Genomic DNA, 21875 nt, shown 5'->3' on the forward strand with positions numbered 1-21875 from the left:
ACCCTTGTTTGAGAATAGATTCCCTATGAGCAGCAGTGTCGTTGTCGTCGGTTCCTTCAATGTCGATCACGTGTGGCGGTGCGAGTCGCTGCCGGCGCCGGGTGCGACCATTGCCGGCCGCTACAGCACCGGTCCGGGTGGCAAGGGCTTCAACCAGGCCGTTGCCGCCTGCCGCGCCGGCGCTGACACCAGCTTCCTGTGTGCGCTGGGCGACGATGCGGGTGGTGCCACCGCCCGTGACCTGGCCGCGCAGGATGGTTTCGCGCTGATCGCCGAAGCCAGCAGCGAGCCGACCGGCACCGCCGGCATCTACGTTGATGCCCGTGGCCGCAACACCATCGTCATCGGCCCGGGCGCCAACGCGGCGCTGAGCACCGACTTCGTGCAGCAACAGGAGGCCCTGCTGACCGGCGCCAAGGTAGTGCTGGTGCAGCTGGAATCGCCGGTGCAGACCATCGAAGCGGCGCTGGCCGTGGCCCGCGAGGCCGGTGTCACCACCGTGCTCAACACCGCACCGGCCGACGCTCCCTCGACCATCGGCCTGCTCAAGCTGGCCGACGTGATCACCCCGAACGAGACCGAGTTCGCTGCCCTGCTCGGCCGTCATGTCGGCGAGCGCGTGGATGCCAACGACGTTGCCGCGCTGGACGGCGCCAGCCTGCATGCGCTGTGCCGCAAGCTGGTCGGCAACGGCACGGTGGTGGTGACCCTGGGTTCGGTGGGCGTGTTCGTGTCGCATGCCGACGAGCACCTGCGTGGCGACACCCAGCCGTATTACCGCGTGGGTGCCGAACAGGTGCAGGCGATCGACACCACCGGCGCCGGCGATGCCTTCAACGGTGCGCTGGTGGCCTCGCTCGCCCAGGTGCCGGACGCTCCGTTCGCCCGCCACGTGCGCTTCGCCAACCAGTTCGCCGGTCGTTCGACCGAGAAGGAAGGCGCGGCGGCGGCAATGCCGCGCTTCACCCCGGCGGACGCGGAAGTGAAATAACGCCACCTCCCTGCGGGGATGATGATCGGGCCCGGGCATGCAGATGCCCGGGCCTTTTCACGTTCATGGACAAGGCCCCATCCACGCATGGCGTGGATCTACCGGGATGCGGGGCGCGACGGCCCCATCCACGCATGGCGTGGATCTACCGGGACGCGGGGCGCGACGGCCCCATCCACGCATGGCGTGGATCTACCGGGACGCGGGGCGCGACGGCCCCGTCCGAGCGGGTCGGGCCCGTAGTAGATCCACGCCATGCGTGGATGCGCGCCGCCGGTACACCCAGCCGCCCACCATCACCCGCCCTTGGGGGCGACGGAAGCAACCGTCAAGCATCTGTTGATGCCCGTGCGGCATGAGGTCGGTCCGGATCGGCCTGAACCGGCAGGCCGGCAACCCCGCCGGGGCGCCGGCCGCGCCCTACAATGGGCGCATGCAGATCGGCCCGTACTCCATTGCCCCCAACGTCGTGCTGGCGCCCATGGCCGGCGTCACCGACAAGCCCTTCCGCCTGCTGTGCAAACGGCTGGGCGCAGGTCTGGCCGCCTCGGAAATGACCATCAGCGACCCGCGCTTCTGGAACACGCGCAAGTCGATCCACCGCATGGACCATGCCGGTGAACCGGCGCCGATCAGCGTGCAGATCGCCGGTACCGAGCCGCAGCAGCTGGCCGAGGCGGCGCGTTACAACGTCGACCATGGCGCGCAGATCATCGACATCAACATGGGCTGCCCGGCCAAGAAGGTGTGCAACGCCTGGGCGGGCTCTGCGCTGATGCGCGACGAGCAGCTGGTCGCGCGCATCCTGGAAGCCGTGGTCAACGCGGTGGACGTGCCGGTGACGCTGAAGATCCGCACCGGCTGGGACTGCGACCACCGCAACGGCCCGGTCATCGCCCGCATCGCCGAGGCCAGTGGCATCGCCGCCCTGGCCGTGCACGGCCGTACCCGCGACCAGCACTACACCGGCCAGGCCGAGTACGCCACGATCGGCGAGATCAAGGCCGCGTTGCGCATCCCGGTGATCGCCAACGGCGATATTGATTCGCCGCAGAAGGCCGCCTTCGTCCTGCAGCAGACCGGCGTGGACGCGGTGATGATCGGCCGCTCCGCACAGGGCCGGCCGTGGATCTTCCGCGAGGTGGCGCATTACCTGGCCACCGGCGAGGAACTGCCGCCGCCGTCGCTGGACGAAGTGCGCGACATCCTGCTCGGCCACCTGCACGCACTGCACGATTTCTATGGCGAACCGCAGGGCGTGCGCATCGCGCGCAAGCACCTGGGCTGGTACGCCAAGGACCGGCCGGAGAATGCCGCGTTCCGCGCGGTGGTCAACCGTGCTGAGGATCCGGCCAGCCAGATCGCGCTGACCACCGACTATTTCGACCGCCTGATCGCCGGGGAACCGGCGATGTCTTCTGCTGCCTGAGCCCGCCATCATGACTCCGCCGATTTCTTCCCCGACCTACCTGCACGGGTTCTCCGGCACCGAGCAGCAGCGCCTGATGACCCAGGCGCGCCTGCTGGAATCGAGCATCTTCGGCCAGATCGATTACAGCGGCGCAAAGCGTCTGCTGGAAGTCGGCAGCGGCGTGGGTGCACAGACCGAGATCCTGCTGCGCCGCTTCCCCGAGCTGCACGTGACCGGCGTGGACCTGAGCGAGACCCAGCTGGAAACCGCACGCGAAAATCTTGCGCGCACGCCGTGGTGCAGCGACCGTTACACGCTGCAGCAGGCCGATGCCGGCGAACTGCCATTCGAGGCGCGTACCTTCGATGCGGCCTTCCTGTGCTGGGTACTGGAACACGTGCCCTCGCCCGCGCGCGTGCTGAGTGAAGTACGCCGCGTACTCGCCCCGGGCTCGCCGGTGTACATCACCGAGGTGATGAATGCCTCGTTCCTGCTTGATCCGTATTCGCCGCATATCTGGCGCTACTGGATGGCCTTCAACGATTTCCAGTACGACCATGGCGGCGACCCGTTCGTCGGCGCCAAGCTGGGCAATCTGCTGCTGGCCGGCGGCTTCCGCGATGTGCACACCGAGATCAAGACCATCCACCTGGACAACCGCGAACCGGCACGTCGCAAGACGATGATCGCGTTCTGGGAACAGCTGCTGCTGTCGGCGGCCGACCAGCTGCTGCAGGCCGGCACGGTGGATGAAGCGACGGTAGAGGGCATGCGCCGCGAGTTCCGGCTGGTGCAGAACGATCCGAACGCGGTGTTCTTCTATTCGTTCGTGCAAGGCCGCGCAACGGTGTACTGAGCGGCCCCGGCGCTACCGATTGAAGCAGTAGAGCCACGCCATGCGTGGCTGCCGCCGCCGATGCACACCCTATCCACGCGTGGCGCGGATCTACTGTTCGGGTTCGTGCCAGATGCGCTGCCACATGGCCGACAACCGGCGACCGGCATCGGCACGCGCGGCCGGGCTGCTGTAGTCCACCCGCAGCTGCTCGGGCACGATCGCGCGCCACTGGCCGTCAACCTGCTCGGCCACCGCGAAGTTGAAGGTGTAGTCCGGCTCCAGGCCCATGCGCAGGTCGCTCAGCACCAGCCGGCCGTCCACCACCTGCGCGCGCATGAAGCCACGGTTGAACCACTGCAGACGCTGTACTGCTGGAATTCCCGCGGCTTCGCGCAATGCCTGCACGTTGGACGGATACCCCTCGAAACGCATCGGCGCGTGGTCGGCCACCAGCGAGCGGTCACCCACCACGTAGCCGTTGGGGGTCATCGCCACCACCCGCCACAACAGGGTATTGAACGGCATCGGCACCGAGAATCGCGGCGCGTCACCCAGGCCCATCGCGGCCAGGCTCTGCTGCGCGGCACGGTCGACCTGGGCCTTGGCGATCAGCCCCCAGCCCAGGTACGCACTGCTGAGCAGCAGCGCAACACCCAGCACCTTGCCCGCCCACGGCCGCGCCCGACCGAACCAGGCCAGCACGCAGCCCAGCAGCAACCACACCGTGTAGCCGGGATCGATGATGAAGACACTCGAGCCCATAGCCGGATGCGGCTGCAACGGCCACCACAGCTGCGTGCCGTACACGGTGAACGCATCCAGCACGGGGTGGGTGACCAAGGCCAGCTGGATCGCCCAGAACCAGCGCACCGGTGATTGCGCCACCCTGCCCTTGCCGAAGCGCTTGAACAGCCACCAGATCAACGCCGCTACCCACGGCAGCACCAGCAGCGAATGACTGAAACTGCGGTGGTCGGTCATGTTCGCCACCGGGTCGGCGGCGGCAACGCCCAGCCACAGGGCGTCCAGGTCCGGCAGGGTACCGAGCGCGGCACCTGCCAACAGAGCGGCACGGCGGTGTCCGGGCGGGGCGATGGCGGCAGCGACAGCGCCGCCGAGAACGATCTGGGTCAATGAGTCCATCGGCCGATGCTAGCGGGTTGCGCGCGGTGTATGTAGCGCCGAGCCCATGCGCGGCTGCGCTTCGTTCGGCGCCACGACAGCCGAGCACGGGCTCGGCTCTACAGCGGGACCACCCTGCACGCCCGTCGAGCATGGCTCGACGCTACAGGAGCGGTTTACGCCGCCTGCGACAATCGCGCGCCGGGCAGCTCGACCAGTGTCTGCCCGTTGTGGTCCAGCAGCCGCAACGCGCCGTCGTGGTCCTCTGCCAACGCGGTCAGGCTTTCCACCCAGTCGCCGTCATTGGCATAGACCAGACCGTCACGTTCGATCAGCGCGGCGCGGTGGATGTGTCCGCAGACGATGCCATCCAGGCCGCGACGGCGCACATCATCCAGACCGGCCTGCACGAAACGCTCGATGTAACGTTCGGCTGCACCGCTCTGGCGCTTCAGGAATTCGGACAGCGACCAGTAGCGCATTCCGAGTCGACGCCGCACCGCATTCAACAGATGGTTGCCGGTGAGGATGCGGTAGTACAGCCAGTCACCAAACCGCTCCTGCAGGCCGCCGAAGTGGGTGACACCGTCATAGTCGTCGCCATGCGCCACCAGCAGCCGGCGGCCATCGGCCGTGGTGTGGATCGCGCGGCGGCGCACCTGCATCGCCGGCAGCATCAGCCCACATACCTGGCGCAGCGACGCGTCGTGGTTGCCGGGGATGTAGATGATCTCGGTACCGGCGCGCCGCAGCGCGTGCAGGGCCAGGATGACCTCGCTGTGCGACTGCCGCCAGTTGGCGCGCCGGTGTGCCATCCACCACAGGTCGATGATGTCGCCGACCAGGTACAGGCGTTCGCAGCGCAGCGTGCCGAGAAAACGCGCCAGCTCGGTGGCATGGCAATGCCGCGACCCGAGATGCACATCGGAGACGAACACGGCGCGACGATGCGGTGCCAGGTTCGCCAGCGTGCTCATGCCGGCATCCCCGCATCGCGCAGGTAGCGTTTGCGCTTGTGTGGCCGGATCGCGTGCAGGTCGACTTCGATCAGGCCGTCGATCGAGTCGCTGAAATCCGGATCGACGCCGAAGGCCAGGAACCGTGCACCGCCGGGTTCGCACAGGTCGGTGTACTGCCGGTACAAGGTGGGCACACCGGTGCCGAGCGCGGCGAGGTTGGCCTTGAGCACGTCGAAGGCGGCCGCCGCGTCCAGTTCACCGAAGCACGGTGGCACGGCGAAATACTGGAACGGCCGGTTCGATTGCACCCGCCCATCGGCCGCACCGTAGTAGCGCTGGTAATAGGCGACCAGCTGCTCGCGCGCATCGCGAGGCAAGGCCGCGCTGATCGACACCGCACCGAACAGGTAGCGGATGCCGGGCTGGCATTGCAGATAGGCGCCGATGCCCTGCCACAGATAATCCAGGCTGCGGCTGCCCCAGTAGTCGGGCACCACGAAGCTGCGGCCCAGTTCCAGGCCTTCGGCAATGCGTGGGATGGCATCGTCGGAATAGCGGAACAGCGAAGCGCTGTAGAGCCCGGCCAGGCCCCGGCGCGCCAATGCCTGCGCGCCACGCATGATCCGGTAGGCGCCGGCGATGCGCTGGGCGGTGCCGTCCCAGATCACGATGTGCTGGTAGTGCAGGTCGAAGTCGTCCAGGTCGCGACTGCGCCCCGTGCCCTCGCCCACCTGGCGGAAGGTCAGTTCGCGCAGCCGCCCCAGCTCGAGCAGCAGTGGCGAATCAGCCGCGCAGCGGGCCAGCAGGATCTGTTTGCCATCGGCGGTCTGCCCCAGCACGGTGGCGGCGGCAATCCCGGCGGCGACCTGTGCCGGCGGCACCGGCGCGGCCAGCGGCTCGGGCCCTGCCGGACAGCCTTCGGCAACCGGCGCAGTGCGCCCCAGGGCGTACACCGCGCGGCGCACCGCCAGCAGCTGCGCGCCGGGGTCACCCTGCCCCAGCTGCATCGGTTCGCCGATGCGCAGCCGCAGCGGCCGGCCACGGCGGGCAAACATCTCGCGTGCCAGCAGGGCCGTACCGGCCGGCTTGAACAGGGTCGACGCGCCGTAGAACAGCGCCGAGTTGCGCGCTTCCACCCGCACCGGCAGTACCGGTGCGGCGGCGGCGCGGGCAAAACGGACAAACCCCCGCTGCCAGCGACCATCGCGGATGCCGAGCAGCGACAACCGCGAGACCTCGCCAGCCGGGAACACGATCACGCACTGCTCGGCCGCCAGCGCCTGCTCCACCGCCTGCAGGCTGGTGCGCTGGACCTTGCCACCGAGGATGCGGACCGGCAGTAGCAGGTCCTGCAGCGGCCCGATCGCGCCCAGCAGATCGTTGGCGACGATGCGCACGTCGCGGCGGATGCGGCCGACCGCATCCAGCAGGGCCAGGGCATCCAGCGCGCCGGAGGGATGGTTGGCCACGATCAACAGGCGTCCGGTGGCCGGGATCCGCGCCAGCGCGGCAGGGTCGACGTGGTAGCGGCCCTCGATGAACTCCAGCCCGGCGGCGACGAAGTCGAAGCCGCGCACGTCGGCGTTGCGGCGCAGGAACGCCTCGATCCGGTCCAGCCGCGACCAGCGTCCGACGCTGCGCAGCAGGGGCCGGGCCAGTTGGCCGCGACGGCCATGGAACCAGTCGGGATAGCGTTGCTGCAGACGCTGTTCGAGTTCCTGCATGGCGTGTCCACTCCTGCCCGGCGGCCGGGTTGGCCGAGAGCCTGCGCCCGACAGGCGGCAGCCAGATGGCGGTTTGGCGGCAGAATGATGACGGCGCCTGCACCGGCCCCTCCGGGCCTGGCGGCGGCGGCAATGGTCACGCCAGTGGAACACTGCCTGTGCACGATGCCCCCGCAATGCCCGCCAGGCCTTGCCCGGGCGGGCACAACACCTTAACCACCGGCAACCCATACCGGTTCACAATGCACAGGCGGCGCACCCCGTGTATCATTCGCGCCCATCTTTCCATCCGAATCAAAGGATATTAAGCCTGATGTCCAGCTACCTCTTCACCTCCGAGTCGGTCTCTGAAGGCCATCCGGACAAGGTTGCCGACCAGATCTCCGATGCGGTGCTGGACGCGATCCTGACCCAGGACCAGCGCGCCCGCGTGGCCTGCGAGACCATGGTCAAGACCGGCGTTGCCATCGTTGCCGGCGAAATCACCACCAGCGCCTGGATCGACCTGGAAGCGCTGACCCGCAAGGTCATCGTGGACATCGGCTACGACAGCTCCGACGTCGGCTTCGACGGCGCCACCTGCGGCGTGCTGAACCTGATCGGCAAGCAGTCCCCGCACATCGCCCAGGGCGTTGACCGCAAGAAGCCGGAAGAAATGGGCGCTGGCGACCAGGGCCTGATGTTCGGCTATGCCACCAACGAAACCGACAGCTACATGCCGGCGGCGATCCACCTGTCGCACCGCCTGGTCGAGCAGCAGGCCAAGATCCGCAAGAAGCGCAACTCGCCGCTGTCCTGGCTGCGTCCGGACGCCAAGAGCCAGGTCACCCTGCGCTATGAAAACGGCGTGGTCTCGGCCATCGACGCGGTGGTCCTGTCGACCCAGCATGCCCCGGGCATCAAGCAGAAGGACCTCATCGAGGCCGTCCGCGAAGAGATCATCAAGCCGGTGCTGCCGGCCAAGTGGCTGCACAAGGGCACCAAGTTCCACATCAACCCGACCGGCAAGTTCGAGATCGGCGGCCCGGTGGGCGACTGCGGCCTGACTGGCCGCAAGATCATCGTCGACACCTACGGCGGCTGGGCCCGTCACGGTGGTGGCGCGTTCTCCGGCAAGGATCCGTCCAAGGTCGACCGTTCGGCCGCCTACGCTGCCCGCTACGTCGCCAAGAACGTGGTTGCCGCCGGCCTGGCCGACCGTTGCGAAGTGCAGGTCTCCTACGCCATCGGCGTGGCTGAGCCGACCTCGATCTCGGTCACCACCTTCGGCACCGGCAAGATCAGCGACGACAAGATCGAGAAGCTGATCCGCAAGCACTTCGACCTGCGCCCGTACGGCATCATCAAGATGCTGGACCTGGTCCACCCGATGTACCAGCAGACTGCGGCCTACGGCCACTTCGGCCGCAAGCCGAAGGAGTTCAGCTACATCAACGGCGAAGGCGAGACCGTCAACGCCACGGCCTTCTCCTGGGAGAAGACCGATCGCGCCGCCGCCCTGCGCGCCGATGCGAAGCTGAAGTAAGAAACACGAGGGGCCGCGCAAGCGGCCCTTCTGCTTTCTGTAGAGCCGAGCCCGTGCTCGGCTGCTCTTGGTGCAGGCAAAAAGAAAGCCGAGCGTGGGCTCGGCTCTACAAGGGCGATGCGTGCCCGATACAATCGCCGCATGTCGACCGAACTCAAATCCCACCAGCTGTCCATGACCGTGCTGATGTCGCCGGAGATGGCCAATTTTTCCGGCAAGGTCCACGGCGGCGCGATCCTGCGCCTGCTCGACCAGGTCGCCTATGCCTGCGCCAGCCGCTATGCCGGCCGCTACGTGGTCACCCTGTCGGTGGACCAGGTGGTGTTCCGCCAGCCGATCGCCGTGGGCGAACTGGTTACCTTCCTGGCCTCGGTGAACTACACCGGCACCTCGTCGATGGAAATCGGCGTCAAGGTGGTGGCCGAGGACATCCTCAAGCGCAGCGTGCGCCACGCCAACAGCTGCTTCTTCACCATGGTGGCGGTGGACGAGGACGGCCGGCCGACGCCGGTTCCGTCACTGCAGCCGGCCAGCTCGGACGAGAAGCGCCGCCAGGCCGCCGCACTGATCCGCCGCCAGCTGCGCCAGGAAATGGAACAGCGGCATCTGGAACTGCTGGCGTCGAATCCGCCGTCACCGGAAGAATGAAGGCGTGCGGGGCAAGCCCCGCACCCACCGAAGCGGGTAGCGCCGGGCCATGCCCGGCGGATGCATTTCACCCGGTGTTCTGCACGCCCTGCGAAACACCATTCACGCAGGCCACCAGCGCGCGCAGCAGGTCGTCGTCCTCGCGGCCGCTTTCGCGCCAGCGCTGCAGCAGGTCCACCTGCAGCACACTGATCGGGTCCACATAGGGGTTGCGCAGGCGGATCGACAGCGCCAGCCGCGCGTCGTGGTCCAGCAGGGTCTGCTGCTCCATCAGCGCCAGCAGCCAGTGCCGGGTCAGTTCCAGTTCGCGCTCGACCTGCGGGAAGAACGCATCGTGCAGCTCGCCTGACAGGCGCGAGAACTGTTCGGCGATGGTGATATCGCCCTTCGACAGCACCATCGCGATGTCATCCAGGAAGGTGCGGAAGAACGGCCAGTCCCGCGCCATCTCGCGCAACGTGGCTTCATGGCCAGCATCCACCGCCGCCTGCAGGCCGCTGCCGACGCCATACCAGCCTGGAATCACCGCGCGCGCCTGGCTCCAGGCGAACACCCATGGAATCGCACGCAGGTTGGTCAACGCCGCATCCTGGCCGAGCCGGCGCGACGGCCGCGACCCCAGCGTCATCCGTTCGATCACATCGATCGGCGTGGCCGTGCGGAAGTAATCCATGAAACGCGGCTGGCCGACGAACGCCCGATAGACCTCGCTGCTGGAACCGGCGACCACGTCCATCACCGGCCGCCAGTCCTCCTCGCGCGGCTCGGCGGCACGCGGGCGCAGGCTGGCGCGCAGTACCGCACCGGTGGCCTGCTCCAGCGAACGCAGCGCCAGCGCGCGGATGCCGTACTTGCGGTGGATCACCTCGCCCTGTTCGGTCACCCGCAGGCGACCATCGATGCTGCCGCGGGGCGAAGCATCGACCGCGTGCGTGGTCTTGCCGCCACCGCGGCTGATCGAACCGCCGCGGCCATGGAAGAAGGTCAGGCGCAGGCCCGCTTCGGCCGCGACCTCCAGCAGTTCCACCTGCGCGCGTTGCAGGCCCCAGCGCGAGGCGGCAATGCCACCGTCCTTGCTGCTGTCCGAGTATCCAAGCATCACCATCTGCACGTCGTCGCGTGCACGCAGATGCGCGCGGTACACCGGATCGGCCAGCAGATCGCGCAATGTTGCAGTGCCACGCTTGAGGTCGTCCACGGTTTCAAACAGCGGCGCGATATCCAGCGGCACGTCGCCAGCGTCATCGACCAGGCCACCGCGACGCGCCAATGCCAGCACCGCCAGCACATCGCCACGGTCGTGCGCCATCGAGATGATGTAGCTGCCCAGCGCGTCGCCACCATGCCGCGTGCGCGCATCGGCCAATGCGGCAAACACCGCATCCAGGCGCTGGTTGCCCTCGTCATCGCCAACCGGCAAGGGGGTTTCACCACTGGCATGGGACGCCAACAGGCGGGCGCGACCGGCTGCATCCAACGCATCCCAGGCAGCATCTCCACCCAGCACGGCTGCCAGCGCGCGCGCATGCACGCTCGATTCCTGGCGCACATCCAGCCGCGCCAGATGGAAGCCGAAGGTCTTCACCCGCCACAGCAGGCGCTGCACGGCGAAGCCGCCGGCATGTTCGCCACGGTTCGCACGCAGGCTGTCGAGGATCAGCTGCAGGTCGTCGATCAGCTCACCGGGACCGGCATAGGCGCCGTCGGCATCATCCAGCGTGGCCTGCAGGCGTGCGCGCATGCGGTCGTTGAGCAACCGGTACGGCATGTCGGCATGGCGTGGCCGCGACTGCACCTGCGGCAGCAACTGCTGATAGTGCGCGACCCGCGCCTGCAGTGCATCGCTCACCCCCACCCGTTCGGTGGATTGGCTGAGCAGGCTGGCCAGCTGCAGCAGTTCCTTCTGGTACTGGCCCAGCACGGCAACGCGCTGTGCATCCAGCGTGTTGCGGATGGTGTGCGCATCCACATTGGGATTGCCGTCCATGTCGCCGCCCACCCACGTGCCGAAACGCAGCAGGCGTGGCAACGGCAGTTCCTCGCCGTAGGTATCACGCAGCGCCTGCTGCAGCGATTCGTACAGCACCGGAATTACCCGGTACAGCACCTGCACCAGATAGAAGCCGACGTGTTCGCGCTCATCGTCCACGGTCGGACGCACCGGCGAGGAATCGGTGGTCTGCCACGAGGCGGTCAACGCCATGCGGAAGCGCGCGGCGTCGGCAGCGGCCTCACCGGGCGTACGCTGGCCGTCGAGGTTGTCGACCAGGCTGGCCACCATCAGCTGCTCTTTCTCCAGCAGCGCGCGGCGCACGGCTTCGGTCGGGTGCGCGGTGAATACCGGCTCGATATCGATGCGTGGCAGCCACTGCGCCAGTTCGTCCAGGCCAACGCCCTGTGCCTTCAGGTGCTGCAAGGCATCCTGCAGGCCATCGGGTTGCGGTGCGGCGGCAACGGCGCGCTGGTAGTCACGACGGCGGCGGATGCGATGCACGCGCTCGGCGATGTTGACTACCTGGAAGTAGGTGCTGAACGCACGCACCATGGTCTCGGCCTGCAGCGGCGCACGCCCGGCCAGGCCATCGGCCAGCTCGGACAGCGGCGCCTGGTTCTCGCGACGGGCGATGGCACGCGTACGCACGTCCTCGACGTCATCGAGGAAAGCGGCCGACACCTGCTCGACCAGCAGGTCGCCGACCAGTGCACCGAGACGGCGCACGTCGTCACGCAGGGGAAGATCGGGGGAAGCGAACTCGATACTGCTGCGGTACTCGTTCATCGGCGACGCACAGGCCTCGGTCAACGTATCCAGACCCCAAGCCTAAACCAGATTACGCACGATGCTGCGATGCGGAAATGGTTTCATCTGCACGTATCCGCAGCAGAAGCAGCCGAGCGTGGGCTCGGCTCTACAGACGTCATCACGCGCCATACCGTGTAGCGCCCGAGCCCATGCTCGGGCGGCGGCGCAGCCGCACAGGCGGCCCCCATTGCGGGGCCGCCCTCATGCGGGTCAGCGCTTCTTCCTGGCCTTGTCCTGCTGCACCGGGCCCAGAGTCTGCTCCAGCCAGCGCTCGCTTTCGGCCAGCATGGTCATGATCGATTCGCGTGCGCGGTAGGCATGCGATTCGTTCGGCAGCATCACCAGGCGGGCCGTGCCGCCCAAGCCCTTCACCGCAGCGAACATGCGCTCGCTCTGCAGCGGGAAGGTGCCCGAGTTGTTGTCGTCCACGCCATGGATGAAGAGGATCGGATTCTTGATCCGGTCGGCGTAATTGAACGGCGCCATTTTCTGGTACACGTCCTGCGCCTGCCAGTAGTTGCGCTCTTCGGCCTGGAAACCAAACGGGGTCAGCGTGCGGTTGTAGGCACCGCTGCGGGCGATGCCGGCCTTGAACAGGCGGGTATGCGCGAGCAGGTTGGCGGTCATGAACGCACCGTAGGAATGGCCGCCGATGGCGATGTGCTCGCGATCGGTCACGCCACGCCGCACCACCTCGTCCACCGCGGCCTGCGCATTGGCCACCAGCTGTTCGATGTAGGTGTCATTGGGTTCCTTGTCGCCTTCGCCGATGATCGGCATCGACGGGCTGGCCAACACCACATAGCCCTTGGCCAGGAACGCCTGCGGGCCCCAGTAGCTGATCGCGTTGAAGCGGTACGGCGAATCGGTCACCTGGCTGGCGGCCGCCGCGCTCTTGAACTCACCCGGGTAGGCCCACATCAGCAGCGGCCGCGGACCATCGCGCTTGGGGTCGTAGCCCGGCGGCAGCAGCAGGGTCGCGGTCAGGTCCACGCCATCCTTGCGCTTGTAGCGGATCTGCTCTTTCTGCACGCCCTTCAGCTGCGGCAGCGGATGGGCGAAGTGGGTCAGCGCGCGCGGTGCGGCATGGGTGTCGGCCAGCGACTGCACGTAGAAGTTGGTCGGTTCATCCGGGCTCTCGCGGCTGATCAGCAGCGAACTGGCCTGCGCATCCAGCAACGTCACCGGTGCGGCGTAGGTCGGTGCCTGCGAATGGAACAGGCGGGTCGCCTTGCCGCTGGCCACCTCGAAGCGATCAACGAACGGACGGTCGCCTTCCGGCGATGCACCGGCCCCGGCCAGGTACAGGCTGCCACCATCGGCGGTGGTCTGCAGCAACGAGCGGCCGCGGTCATCGCTGGTCATCAGCGGCCGACCCGGATCGGCGTAACGGTCCTGCGCATCGCGGTCCCACAGCAGCCTGGCATCAGCGCTGGCGTTGTCCGGTGCGATCAACCAGGTCTTGCTGCGACGGGTCTTCCACCACGATTCGTTGAGCAGGGCCAGGTCGCCACGGCCCCAGCTGATGCCGGCGTAGCGGCTGCCGAGCTGGGCCAGGGTCACCGGCGGCGTGTCGAACGGTGCGGCCTGCATGAACACCGCATCGCGCACCTTGGCCTCCTTGTTCGGGTCGCCGCCGTCCTGCGCTTCGGCCCACACCAGGGTGGCATCGGCGTCGCCGCGCCAGCTGATGTCACGCACGCCGGTCACTTCGGCATCGTTGCCGGTCGGCAGGCCTTCCACCAGCGGACGCACTGCCACAGTATGCACCAGCTTGCCGGTGCTGCGGTCGAGCACTTCGATGCGGCGCGGGAAACTGCTCACCGGCACCACGTAGGAGTACGGGCGCTGCACCGGCTGACTGAGCACGAAGCGGCCATCGGGCGAGACCGCAAAGCCCATGAAGATGCCGGCCGCACCGATGGCACGGCGCTGCCCGTCCAGGCTGACCTCCATCGGCTGGGTGGTGGCGTAGTAATCGAACTGGCGCGCATCGGCTTCGTTCTTCAACAGGTCCTGATAGGTGCGGATGGAGACCACGCCACCCCCCTGGCTGGTCTGCTGCACGGCCGGGCCGGTCGGAATGCCATCCGCGGCCGGTGCGGCGCCCAGGTTGGCCGGGCGGGTGAACACCACCAACCCACGACTGTCCGGCAACCACTGGTAGCCACTGCCCAGGACGGTGTTCAGGCCGGCGACCAGACGACGGGCACTGCCGCCGGCCACGTCCACCAGCCACAGCTCATTGGCACCGGTAGCGGCATCGACCTGGTTGAAGGCCAGCCACTTCTGGTCCGGCGACCACGTCAGGCTGGCAATCGACAACGTCGCCGGCAACCCGCTGATCTGCCGCTCCTTGCCGTCGGCCACATTCATCAGCCACAGCTTCTGGCCGAAGCTGAAGCGGCTGTCGGAGAAGGTTTTCGGATTGATGCGCAGGCCCGCGAGTTTCAGCTCCGGCTGTGCCACCACCTGGATCGACGGCAGCGACGGCATCTGCATCAGCGCGGCGACATCGCGGCGCGGCGACAGGTACAGCGACGGCGCCCGCGGCGCGTCGACCACCGCCTGCAGTGCGGCCGAGGGCAGCTCGTAGCCGGCCACGCCCTGCGCCTGCGCCGTGGCCGCCTGCGGTGCCGCAGCCCAGGCCTGCGGGACCACCGCCAGCAGGGCCATCGACAGGACCAGGCCGGTCAAGCGCCGGTTGCGGCGTGCGTGCGTGCTCATCATTGTTCCACCTGTTCGCTGCGTGAAGCCCTCGACCTTAACAGGCCATGCACATCCGCCCATCTGCCGATGGTTGGGTCATCGCTGTGTCACAGCGGAGGCGCGATATAATGGGCATCCTCCCCTGCCGAGGGGCGCTGCGACCGGATCCTCTGAGACCGGCCAGGCTCGGCCAGGTGGCTTTGCAACAACGGCGCCCGGCCAGATGCGAGCATCCGCTCGCCCACAACCGGAGCTACTGCATGAATGCTGTTGCCAAGACCTTCTCCACCGAAGGCGATTACAAGATCCGCGATATCACCCTGGCCGACTGGGGCCGCAAGGAACTGGACATCGCCGAGCACGAAATGCCGGGCCTGATGTCGATCCGCCGCAAGTACCAGGCCGAGCTGCCGCTGAAGGGCGTGCGCGTGACCGGTTCGCTGCACATGACCATCCAGACCGCGGTGCTGATCGAGACCCTGAAGGACATCGGCGCCGACGTCCGCTGGGCCTCGTGCAACATCTTCTCGACCCAGGACCACGCCGCTGCGGCGATCGCCGCCACCGGCACCCCTGTGTTCGCCTGGAAGGGCGAGTCGCTGGAAGAGTACTGGGACTGCACCCTGGACGCGCTGACCTTCACCCTTCCCGACGGCACCCTGACCGGCCCGGAACTGGTGGTCGACGACGGCGGTGACGTGACCCTGCTGATCCACAAGGGCTACGAGCTGGAAAACGGCAGCACCTGGGTCGACGAAAAGGCCGCCTCGCACGAAGAGCAGGTGATCAAGAACCTGCTCAAGCGCGTGGCCAAGGAGCGCCCGGGTTACTGGGGCCGCGTGGTCAAGGACTGGAAGGGCGTCTCCGAAGAAACCACCACCGGCGTGCACCGCCTGTACCAGCTGGCGCAGGCCGGCACCCTGCTGATCCCGGCGATCAACGTCAACGACTCGGTCACCAAGAGCAAGTTCGACAACCTGTACGGCTGCCGCGAGTCGCTGGCCGACGGTCTCAAGCGCGCGATGGACGTGATGCTGGCCGGCAAGGTCGCCGTGGTCTGCGGCTACGGTGACGTCGGCAAGGGCTGCGCCGCCTCGCTGCGTGCCTACGGCGCGCGCGTGGTGGTTACCGAGATCGACCCGATCTGCGCCCTGCAGGCGGCGATGGAAGGCTTCGAGGTCAACACCATCGAGTCGACCCTGGGCCGTGCCGACCTGTACGTCACCACCACCGGCAACAAGGACATCATCCGCATCGAGCACCTGAGCGCGATGAAGGACCAGGCCATCGTCTGCAACATCGGCCACTTCGACAACGAGATCCAGGTCGATGCGCTGGTCGCCTTCCCGGGCGTGAAGCACGTCAACATCAAGCCGCAGGTGGACAAGTACATCTTCCCGAACGGCAACGCGATCTTCCTGCTGGCCGAAGGCCGCCTGGTGAACCTGGGCTGCGCCACCGGCCACCCGAGCTTCGTGATGTCCAACTCGTTCGCCAACCAGACCCTGGCCCAGATCGACCTGTGGGCCAACAAGGGCAGCTACGAGAACAAGGTGTACCTGCTGCCGAAGAAGCTGGACGAAGAAGTGGCCCGCCTGCACCTGGAGAAGATCGGCGTGAAGCTGACCACCCTGAGCCAGGAACAGGCCGACTACATCGGCGTGCCGGTGGAAGGTCCGTTCAAGCCGGATCATTACCGCTACTGATGCCGTGCGCGGGGTCGGATCCCTTTCCGCAGGAAAGGGCTCTGGCCCCAGCAACGGATGCACACGGACGGGCGCCTTCGGGCGCCCGTTCTGCATTCCGGCGCCCGCCAGCCCGATCCGCGCGCGTTGTCACAGAGCCCTACGACGACGCTTGCTACGCTCTGTTCCCCCCGACGGCCCCCCAGTTCCATGGTTCGCCCCATGCCTGCCGCCCGCAGGCCATGCGCCAGGACGCAGACATCAAAGGATAGACATGCAGCGCAGCAGTGAACGTATGACCCGCGCCATCAAGCCCCTCATGACCCTGTGCTGCGTGGCCCTGCTGGCCGCCTGCACCCCGCCGTCCGGCGATGCCCAGGCCACGACGCCTGCAGCAGCCAGCGGACAGGCCAACACCGACGGCAAGGCGACCAGCGCCCCCGCAGCGAGCGCCGGCAGCACCGCCTGCGCCGATTCGGCATCGTCGGTGCAGACCCTGATCTGCAACGACCCCGCCCTGTTGAAGCAGGAAGGCGAGCTGGCCAAGGCCGAAGCCACCGCAAGCCAAACCCTCGATGCCGCCGGCAAGGCCAAGCTGCAGGCCGAGCAGCAGCGCTGGATCCAGCACACGCGCGACCTGTGCAGCGACGCGCACTGCCTGCAACAGGTAGTCGCCGACCGCCTCAAGGTGCTGTCGGCCACGCGCGACGGCCTGATCGACCAGGACGCCTGCGAAGTGCCCGACGGCCAGCAGCAGTGCGTGGACATGCTGGTGCTGCGCGACCCCAACAGCCAGCTGGCGACCTTCAACACGCTGCTGGGCGAAAACGGCCAGGAAGGCCGCCTGCTGGGCTGCACGGCGGCTACCAACATCGGCGGCGGCCACAACGCCCAGCTGGCGGCCAACTGCACCCAGGAAACGGCCAGCGGCAAGCGCAACGTGCAGCTGTGCAGCAACCAGATGGTCGGACAGTTCGCCATCGAGCCGGCGCCCGCCGCCTACGGCACCGAGGCCACCCGCCAGCTGCTCGGCTTCACCCAGCAGCACTGCGCCGGCTGACATCCGCCAGGCGGGCCCGCACCTTTTCCCTCATTGAAGGACGATGACCATGGCAACGGATTCCACCCTCACCCGCGAGCAGCTGTCCACCCTGTTCCTCAACACCGAACTGGGCGGCAACACCCGCCATCTGGACCATTTCTCCTACGCCAAGGAGGGCACCAGCACCTACTCGTTCGGCCTGGTGCAGTTCGACGTCGGCGGCAACCCCCAGGCCAGGCGCTTCCTGCGCGACAACGGCTTCACCAATGGTGACATCGAACTGCTGTCCCAGCAGGGTGGGCTGAGCACGCAGCAGCTGGCCGCGCTCGACGCCAAGCTGCAGGCCATCCCGCAGGCCAACATCGATCAGCTCACCAACGCCAAGCTGGACAGCGCCATCGCGCGCGTCGACGAGGCCATCACCAAGGTGCGTGCGAGCAACCCGGCCGCCGCCGATGCCATCGTGGCAAACCCGGAACTGCAGCTGGCCATGGCCGACTATGACAACCAGTTCGGCAGCATGGGCCCGCAGTTCATCAACTATCTGGCCGGCAATGCGGAAACGCTGCAGGGCGGTACCATCCAGGCCGGCGATCCACCCACCCGGGCCGACGTACAGACCTTCGTCGATGCAACCAAGTACGGCATCCAGTCACCTGCGGCCGTGACCAGCCGCGATGAACGCTTCGACACGGCCATGAGCCAGCTGGGCATCACCCCAACCCATGCCCCCTCGCACGGCTCGCCCACCACTCCCGGTGCGCCGGCTGGCAGCGGCGTGCTGGTGAACGGCACAAAGGGCGATGAGGTGCAGGCCATGCAGCAGAAGCTGGCCGACCTCGGCTACACGGGCAAGGACGGTGCACCGCTGGTGGCCGACGGTCACTTTGGCCCGGGCACGCTGCAGGCGGTCCAGCAGTTCCAGCGCGATCATCAGCTGACCGTGGACGGCAAAGCCGGCAACGGCACCCTGGGTGCGCTGGACGCGGCAAGCCAGCAGCGCCAGCAGCAGGCCGAACCTGCGGCGCCCGCAGCAGCACCGAGCATGGCCACGCCCGGGCACGCCGACCATCCGCGCTACCAGCAGGTGGTGGAGAAACTGGAGGCGCTTGAGCAGCAGCGCAGCCAGGGCGGGCTTTCGCCGCTGTTCCATGACCGCGGCCAGCTGGAGAATGCCGCTGGACAGGTCGCCTACGAGTCCAAGGTCGTCGGCATGTCACAGGTGGACACCGTGGTGGCGCGCCCGGATGGCCAGGGCGTGTTCGCGGTACAGGGCCAGCTGGGTGATCCTGCCGCGCACCGCACCTACATCGACCTTGCGCAGGCGGTCGGCCAGGACCTGCCGTCCAGCACACGCCAGAGCGAAGCGTTGAACGCCGAACAGACACAACGGCAGGCGCAGGAACAGGCACAAGCGCAGCAGCCGATGTCGCGCTGATCTGCGATGGATCGGGTGGATCCACGCATGACGTGGATCCATCTACCGCCGACTATCGCGGACGTGATGAGTTGCCCGCGCCGGGATGCCGGGGAGCCGCTTCCCATCACCAGCCGATGCAGCAGTAGCCTCGGTCAAGTCAGCAGGGAAAGGCCGCGCTACGATTCCCCCATGACCCCGGCCATCAACCTGCTCAAGCGCGAGAAGATCGCCCATACCGTGCACAGCTACGTGCACGACGCCCATGCCGAATCCTACGGCGGCGAAGCCGTCGAAAAGCTGGGCCTGGACCCTGCACAGGTATTCAAGACGCTGCTGGCCAGCACCGAAACCCACGAACTGCTGGTAGCGATCGTGCCGGTGGCCGGCCAGCTCGACCTGAAAGCACTGGCCGAAGCCGCCGGCTGCAAGAAATGCGAGATGGCCGCCGTCGATGCGGCGCAGCGCGCAACCGGCTATCTGGTCGGTGGCATCAGTCCGCTGGGGCAGAAGAAGCGCCTGCGCAGCTTCCTTGATGCCAGCGCGCAGACGCTGCCGCAGTTGCATGTCAGCGCGGGGCGGCGTGGACTGGAAGTCGAGCTGGCACCCGCCGACCTGCTGCGCCTGACCGGCGGCCATTACGCCGCGATCGGCAGGCCCCGTTGATGCGCTGGCCATGGTCCGCATCGCCGCCACCGCGGCCGGATGATCCGCAGGCTGACGTGCTGCTGCAGGATCTGCTGTCGCGCGATGCCAGTCGTATCCATGCCGCCAGCAGCCGCCTGGCTCGGTTGTTCAGCGCCGCTACGCTTGATGCACTGGCGCCACATGCCGAACGGATCGAGCAGGCCTGCCAGGGCATGCAGCTCGGCGGTGCGCTGGTGAGCAACGACGTGCACCTGAAAGCCGCACTGCGCCGCCTGCGCTATTGGCGCGAACGCAGCGGCTGCCTGTGCGCGCTGTATCCAGATTATCTGTTCTTCAACCCACGCCGGCTGATCGAACAGGGGCATGTGCAGCTGCTGGAACAGGGCGTGGCCGAGGATGGCTGGGGCGACCGGCATCGGGTGGCCTGCACCAGCTGCGGCCTTCGGTGGGACGCGACCGATCGCGAGTACCACTACCCGTGGTGGGAGTGGACCATGATCGCCGATGATTGAAGCCACGCGTGGCGTGGCTCCGCCGCGAAGGTGGGTCTACGCCAAGCTGGTTGCGCCGGTTCCGGTTACGGATGCCAGACAGGCGCATCCATCATTCGTTGAGGGCGAAGGTCACCGGCACTTCCATCACACTCATGGCGGGCAGTGCAGGCTGTTGCACGTCGCGTTGCATGGTCCACGAGCGGACCCCCTTGGCCGCTGCCGTGTCCAGCACCGCGTGACCGCTGGACACGCGTACTACCGCTGCAACAACCCTGCCGTTCTCGTTCACCAGCGCCCTCAGACGCACTTTGCCCTGCAATCCGTCACGGACAGCCGTAGCCGGATATTCCGGAATGCCGGGCTTCCAGTTGCCGTTGGCGGCAGGGAACAACGTGGTCTTGGACGACAGCGGGCAACGTGCAGGCAAACGCAGCACCAGCGACAACGGCTGCGCAGATGACTGCGGTTCCAACGCGGCCTTGCATGCGGCCATCGACACCGCTTCCAGCATGCGTTGCTGGCGCGCCAATGCGTCCGCATCAACAGCCACCACGTGCAATGTGCAGCGCCCTTGCTGGACACGTGCCTGCAGCGCGGTGACGCCCACATCCTGGATGGATGTCGCGTCTGTCAATCCACCGCACGCGGCGGCGGCATCGTAACGCTGGGCCGAACTGTCGAATGAACCCAGCAAGGCGCCCAGTGCCAACGCCCACGGCATCCACGTCCTGATCATCGTTGCTTCCTGCTGTGATGGAGGCTGCATCGTATCGCGCGGCACCCGGCCCGAATTCACATCCCAGCGCGCTGTCGATGCCACGCATGGCGTGGCACTACCTGGCGGCCTCGCGCTGCGCTTGGCGACGTTGCGTTCTCACGGCCGCCAGTTGGCGTTGCTCTCCCAGAATGCCACCGCGCGCTGGTAGGCCTCGCGATCCAGCGGCACACCCGAACCACCCTCTTCCACACCCAGTGCATTGCGCATCATGGTGATCGGCGCCATCGGCACTTCTTCCGGTTCGGCGGTGTAGATGCAGCCGACGATGCCCCACTCAGCATCAATGGGCGAGCCCTCCTTGGCCAACTGCTCGGCGCTGTACAGGATCACCACCAGGTAGTTGGCACGCGGCGATTCCACGCCCTCGAACCAGCGCACCAGCACCGGCAGTTCCTCGCGGTTGCGCGCTTCGTAGCCGCTGCGCAGTTGGTGGCGGTTGGCGTCGGTGATCGGCACCGTCAGGCAGCGTGTGCTGGTCCAGTTCTCGTACACGAACAGTTTGCAGAACGGTGCATAGCCATCGAGCACCTTCAGAGGCGGATGCGCGTTCAAATGCGCCTCGAACTGCTCGGCGCTGCAGTCCTGGATGGTGTTGCCGCGCGGCACGCGGGGGAACAGGCGGGGGCGGGCGAAATCGGTGAGGACGATGGACATGGCGAACCACGGACTGGAACAGACCGTCAGGGTAACGGGTCGGACGGCAGTGCGTCTGCCAAACACGCTCTCTGCCCGCATTGGTTCCACCACATCAGCACTCAAGAAATTCCAGTGCATGCCGCCATGACTTCGGTGGCTGGAAAATCAGCTGCAAGTTCGATGACATCAATTTCAGGACGAAATCCTCATGGCAACCCATAAAGTACATTTCACCCTGCCTTCCCGCGAACTGGGTAAGGCTGATGTGTCATTCGCCGTCCGCAAGGATGACGACAAGTTTGGCGAGCTCAAGGTGTCCAACGGGTCTGCGGTGTGGTTTCGCGCCGATGGAAAAAAAGGCTATCGACTCAGCTGGAGCAAGCTCGATGCGCTGTTTGCCGAGCATGGCAACAAGGTCGAAAAGCGCTGAGAGTCACGCCAGCTG

General features: G+C 67.1%; 18 protein-coding genes and 1 riboswitch. Of the genes, 11 read left to right on the plus strand and 7 right to left on the minus strand.

Translation table 11 applies throughout. The features are described 5' to 3' along the window. Positions 1-25: 25 nt before the first annotated feature. The 3 genes from AC13GI_RS17850 (at position 26) to AC13GI_RS17860 (ending at position 3258) form a co-directional block, all read left to right on the plus strand. Complete coding sequence (locus AC13GI_RS17850) at positions 26-991, plus strand: ribokinase (RefSeq protein WP_380657781.1); 966 nt, start codon at positions 26-28, stop codon at positions 989-991. A 433-nt stretch (positions 992-1424) separates the two neighbouring features. Continuing rightward, positions 1425-2420 (plus strand): tRNA dihydrouridine synthase DusB, encoded by a 996-nt coding sequence (dusB, locus tag AC13GI_RS17855; RefSeq protein WP_380657790.1) that lies wholly within the window; start codon positions 1425-1427, stop codon positions 2418-2420. A 10-nt stretch (positions 2421-2430) separates the two neighbouring features. Continuing rightward, positions 2431-3258 (plus strand): methyltransferase domain-containing protein, encoded by an 828-nt coding sequence (locus AC13GI_RS17860; RefSeq protein WP_099820274.1) that lies wholly within the window; start codon positions 2431-2433, stop codon positions 3256-3258. Between the two features lie 90 nt (positions 3259-3348). On the opposite strand, the gene AC13GI_RS17865 is transcribed toward AC13GI_RS17860, so the two are convergent. The 3 genes from AC13GI_RS17865 to olsF all read right to left on the minus strand — a co-directional run bounded on the left by AC13GI_RS17865 (position 3349) and on the right by olsF (position 7045). After that, positions 3349-4383 (minus strand): metal-dependent hydrolase, encoded by a 1035-nt coding sequence (locus AC13GI_RS17865; protein ID WP_380657783.1) that lies wholly within the window; start codon positions 4381-4383, stop codon positions 3349-3351. Between the two features lie 155 nt (positions 4384-4538). After that, positions 4539-5339, minus strand: a complete 801-nt coding sequence (locus tag AC13GI_RS17870; protein WP_099820276.1) for a UDP-2,3-diacylglucosamine diphosphatase — start codon at positions 5337-5339, stop codon at positions 4539-4541. Further along, on the minus strand, positions 5336-7045 hold the full coding sequence (olsF, locus tag AC13GI_RS17875) for a bifunctional ornithine lipid synthase OlsF (protein ID WP_482996958.1): 1710 nt from the start codon (positions 7043-7045) through the stop codon (positions 5336-5338). The genes AC13GI_RS17870 and olsF overlap by 4 nt, the downstream gene beginning before the upstream one ends. Before the next feature lie 313 nt (positions 7046-7358). Between olsF and metK the strand changes: the two genes are divergently transcribed. Together metK and AC13GI_RS17885 are read left to right on the plus strand one after the other, a co-directional pair. Next, positions 7359-8570 (plus strand): methionine adenosyltransferase, encoded by a 1212-nt coding sequence (gene metK, locus AC13GI_RS17880; RefSeq protein ID WP_049468504.1) that lies wholly within the window; start codon positions 7359-7361, stop codon positions 8568-8570. 141 nt (positions 8571-8711) lie between these two features. Beyond that, positions 8712-9218, plus strand: a complete 507-nt coding sequence (locus tag AC13GI_RS17885) for an acyl-CoA thioesterase (protein ID WP_025876535.1) — start codon at positions 8712-8714, stop codon at positions 9216-9218. Positions 9219-9285: 67 nt separating this feature from the next. Here AC13GI_RS17885 and ppc read toward each other — a convergent pair whose 3' ends face one another. Next, complete coding sequence (ppc, locus tag AC13GI_RS17890) at positions 9286-11997, minus strand: phosphoenolpyruvate carboxylase (RefSeq protein ID WP_482996959.1); 2712 nt, start codon at positions 11995-11997, stop codon at positions 9286-9288. Positions 11998-12231: 234 nt separating this feature from the next. After that, entirely contained in the window at positions 12232-14748 is a 2517-nt protein-coding gene (locus tag AC13GI_RS17895; protein WP_482996960.1) for a S9 family peptidase, read from the minus strand. A gap of 123 nt (positions 14749-14871) precedes the next feature. Then, positions 14872-14954: riboswitch (S-adenosyl-L-homocysteine riboswitch) on the plus strand. 36 nt (positions 14955-14990) lie between these two features. On the opposite strand from AC13GI_RS17895, the gene ahcY reads away from it, so the two are divergent. The 5 genes from ahcY (at position 14991) to AC13GI_RS17920 (ending at position 20034) form a co-directional block, all read left to right on the plus strand. Then, positions 14991-16436, plus strand: a complete 1446-nt coding sequence (ahcY, locus tag AC13GI_RS17900; RefSeq protein ID WP_180166765.1) for an adenosylhomocysteinase — start codon at positions 14991-14993, stop codon at positions 16434-16436. A gap of 253 nt (positions 16437-16689) precedes the next feature. After that, positions 16690-17475, plus strand: a complete 786-nt coding sequence (locus AC13GI_RS17905) for a lysozyme inhibitor LprI family protein (protein ID WP_482996961.1) — start codon at positions 16690-16692, stop codon at positions 17473-17475. 49 nt (positions 17476-17524) lie between these two features. Continuing rightward, positions 17525-18895, plus strand: a complete 1371-nt coding sequence (locus AC13GI_RS17910) for a peptidoglycan-binding protein (RefSeq protein WP_482996962.1) — start codon at positions 17525-17527, stop codon at positions 18893-18895. Positions 18896-19066: 171 nt separating this feature from the next. Next, positions 19067-19540 carry a Cys-tRNA(Pro) deacylase gene (gene ybaK / locus AC13GI_RS17915; protein ID WP_100551579.1) on the plus strand — a complete coding sequence of 158 codons (474 nt, stop codon included), beginning with the start codon at positions 19067-19069 and terminating at the stop codon, positions 19538-19540. Next, on the plus strand, positions 19540-20034 hold the full coding sequence (locus AC13GI_RS17920; RefSeq protein ID WP_482996963.1) for a hypothetical protein: 495 nt from the start codon (positions 19540-19542) through the stop codon (positions 20032-20034). Before ybaK ends, AC13GI_RS17920 begins: the two co-directional genes overlap by 1 nt. 91 nt (positions 20035-20125) lie before the next feature. On the opposite strand, the gene AC13GI_RS17925 is transcribed toward AC13GI_RS17920, so the two are convergent. Together AC13GI_RS17925 and AC13GI_RS17930 are read right to left on the minus strand one after the other, a co-directional pair. Next, positions 20126-20752 carry a TonB family protein gene (locus AC13GI_RS17925; RefSeq protein WP_482996964.1) on the minus strand — a complete coding sequence of 209 codons (627 nt, stop codon included), beginning with the start codon at positions 20750-20752 and terminating at the stop codon, positions 20126-20128. Positions 20753-20890: 138 nt separating this feature from the next. Continuing rightward, complete coding sequence (locus tag AC13GI_RS17930) at positions 20891-21448, minus strand: DUF3228 family protein (protein ID WP_482996965.1); 558 nt, start codon at positions 21446-21448, stop codon at positions 20891-20893. 190 nt (positions 21449-21638) lie between these two features. Here AC13GI_RS17930 and AC13GI_RS17935 point away from each other — a divergent pair, with 190 nt between their 5' ends. Beyond that, the gene (locus AC13GI_RS17935; RefSeq protein ID WP_105163456.1) at positions 21639-21860 is read left to right on the plus strand and encodes a hypothetical protein; all 222 of its coding nucleotides are present in this window, start codon (positions 21639-21641) and stop codon (positions 21858-21860) included. Positions 21861-21875: the final 15 nt, after the last annotated feature.

It is taken from the genome of Stenotrophomonas sp. 82F1 (assembly GCF_056861525.1).

Excerpts from the sequence above, each read along its gene's own strand:
- AC13GI_RS17850 (WP_380657781.1), top strand. The coding sequence starts at position 26 with ATGAGCAGCAGTGTCGTTGTCGTCGGTTCCTTCAATGTCGATCACGTG.
- dusB (WP_380657790.1), top strand. The coding sequence starts at position 1,425 with ATGCAGATCGGCCCGTACTCCATTGCCCCCAACGTCGTGCTGGCGCCC.
- AC13GI_RS17860 (WP_099820274.1), top strand. The coding sequence starts at position 2,431 with ATGACTCCGCCGATTTCTTCCCCGACCTACCTGCACGGGTTCTCCGGC.
- AC13GI_RS17865 (WP_380657783.1), bottom strand. The coding sequence starts at position 4,383 with ATGGACTCATTGACCCAGATCGTTCTCGGCGGCGCTGTCGCTGCCGCC.
- AC13GI_RS17870 (WP_099820276.1), bottom strand. The coding sequence starts at position 5,339 with ATGAGCACGCTGGCGAACCTGGCACCGCATCGTCGCGCCGTGTTCGTC.
- olsF (WP_482996958.1), bottom strand. The coding sequence starts at position 7,045 with ATGCAGGAACTCGAACAGCGTCTGCAGCAACGCTATCCCGACTGGTTC.
- metK (WP_049468504.1), top strand. The coding sequence starts at position 7,359 with ATGTCCAGCTACCTCTTCACCTCCGAGTCGGTCTCTGAAGGCCATCCG.
- AC13GI_RS17885 (WP_025876535.1), top strand. The coding sequence starts at position 8,712 with ATGTCGACCGAACTCAAATCCCACCAGCTGTCCATGACCGTGCTGATG.
- ppc (WP_482996959.1), bottom strand. The coding sequence starts at position 11,997 with ATGAACGAGTACCGCAGCAGTATCGAGTTCGCTTCCCCCGATCTTCCC.
- AC13GI_RS17895 (WP_482996960.1), bottom strand. The coding sequence starts at position 14,748 with ATGAGCACGCACGCACGCCGCAACCGGCGCTTGACCGGCCTGGTCCTG.
- ahcY (WP_180166765.1), top strand. The coding sequence starts at position 14,991 with ATGAATGCTGTTGCCAAGACCTTCTCCACCGAAGGCGATTACAAGATC.
- AC13GI_RS17905 (WP_482996961.1), top strand. The coding sequence starts at position 16,690 with ATGCAGCGCAGCAGTGAACGTATGACCCGCGCCATCAAGCCCCTCATG.
- AC13GI_RS17910 (WP_482996962.1), top strand. The coding sequence starts at position 17,525 with ATGGCAACGGATTCCACCCTCACCCGCGAGCAGCTGTCCACCCTGTTC.
- ybaK (WP_100551579.1), top strand. The coding sequence starts at position 19,067 with ATGACCCCGGCCATCAACCTGCTCAAGCGCGAGAAGATCGCCCATACC.
- AC13GI_RS17920 (WP_482996963.1), top strand. The coding sequence starts at position 19,540 with ATGCGCTGGCCATGGTCCGCATCGCCGCCACCGCGGCCGGATGATCCG.
- AC13GI_RS17925 (WP_482996964.1), bottom strand. The coding sequence starts at position 20,752 with ATGATCAGGACGTGGATGCCGTGGGCGTTGGCACTGGGCGCCTTGCTG.
- AC13GI_RS17930 (WP_482996965.1), bottom strand. The coding sequence starts at position 21,448 with ATGTCCATCGTCCTCACCGATTTCGCCCGCCCCCGCCTGTTCCCCCGC.
- AC13GI_RS17935 (WP_105163456.1), top strand. The coding sequence starts at position 21,639 with ATGGCAACCCATAAAGTACATTTCACCCTGCCTTCCCGCGAACTGGGT.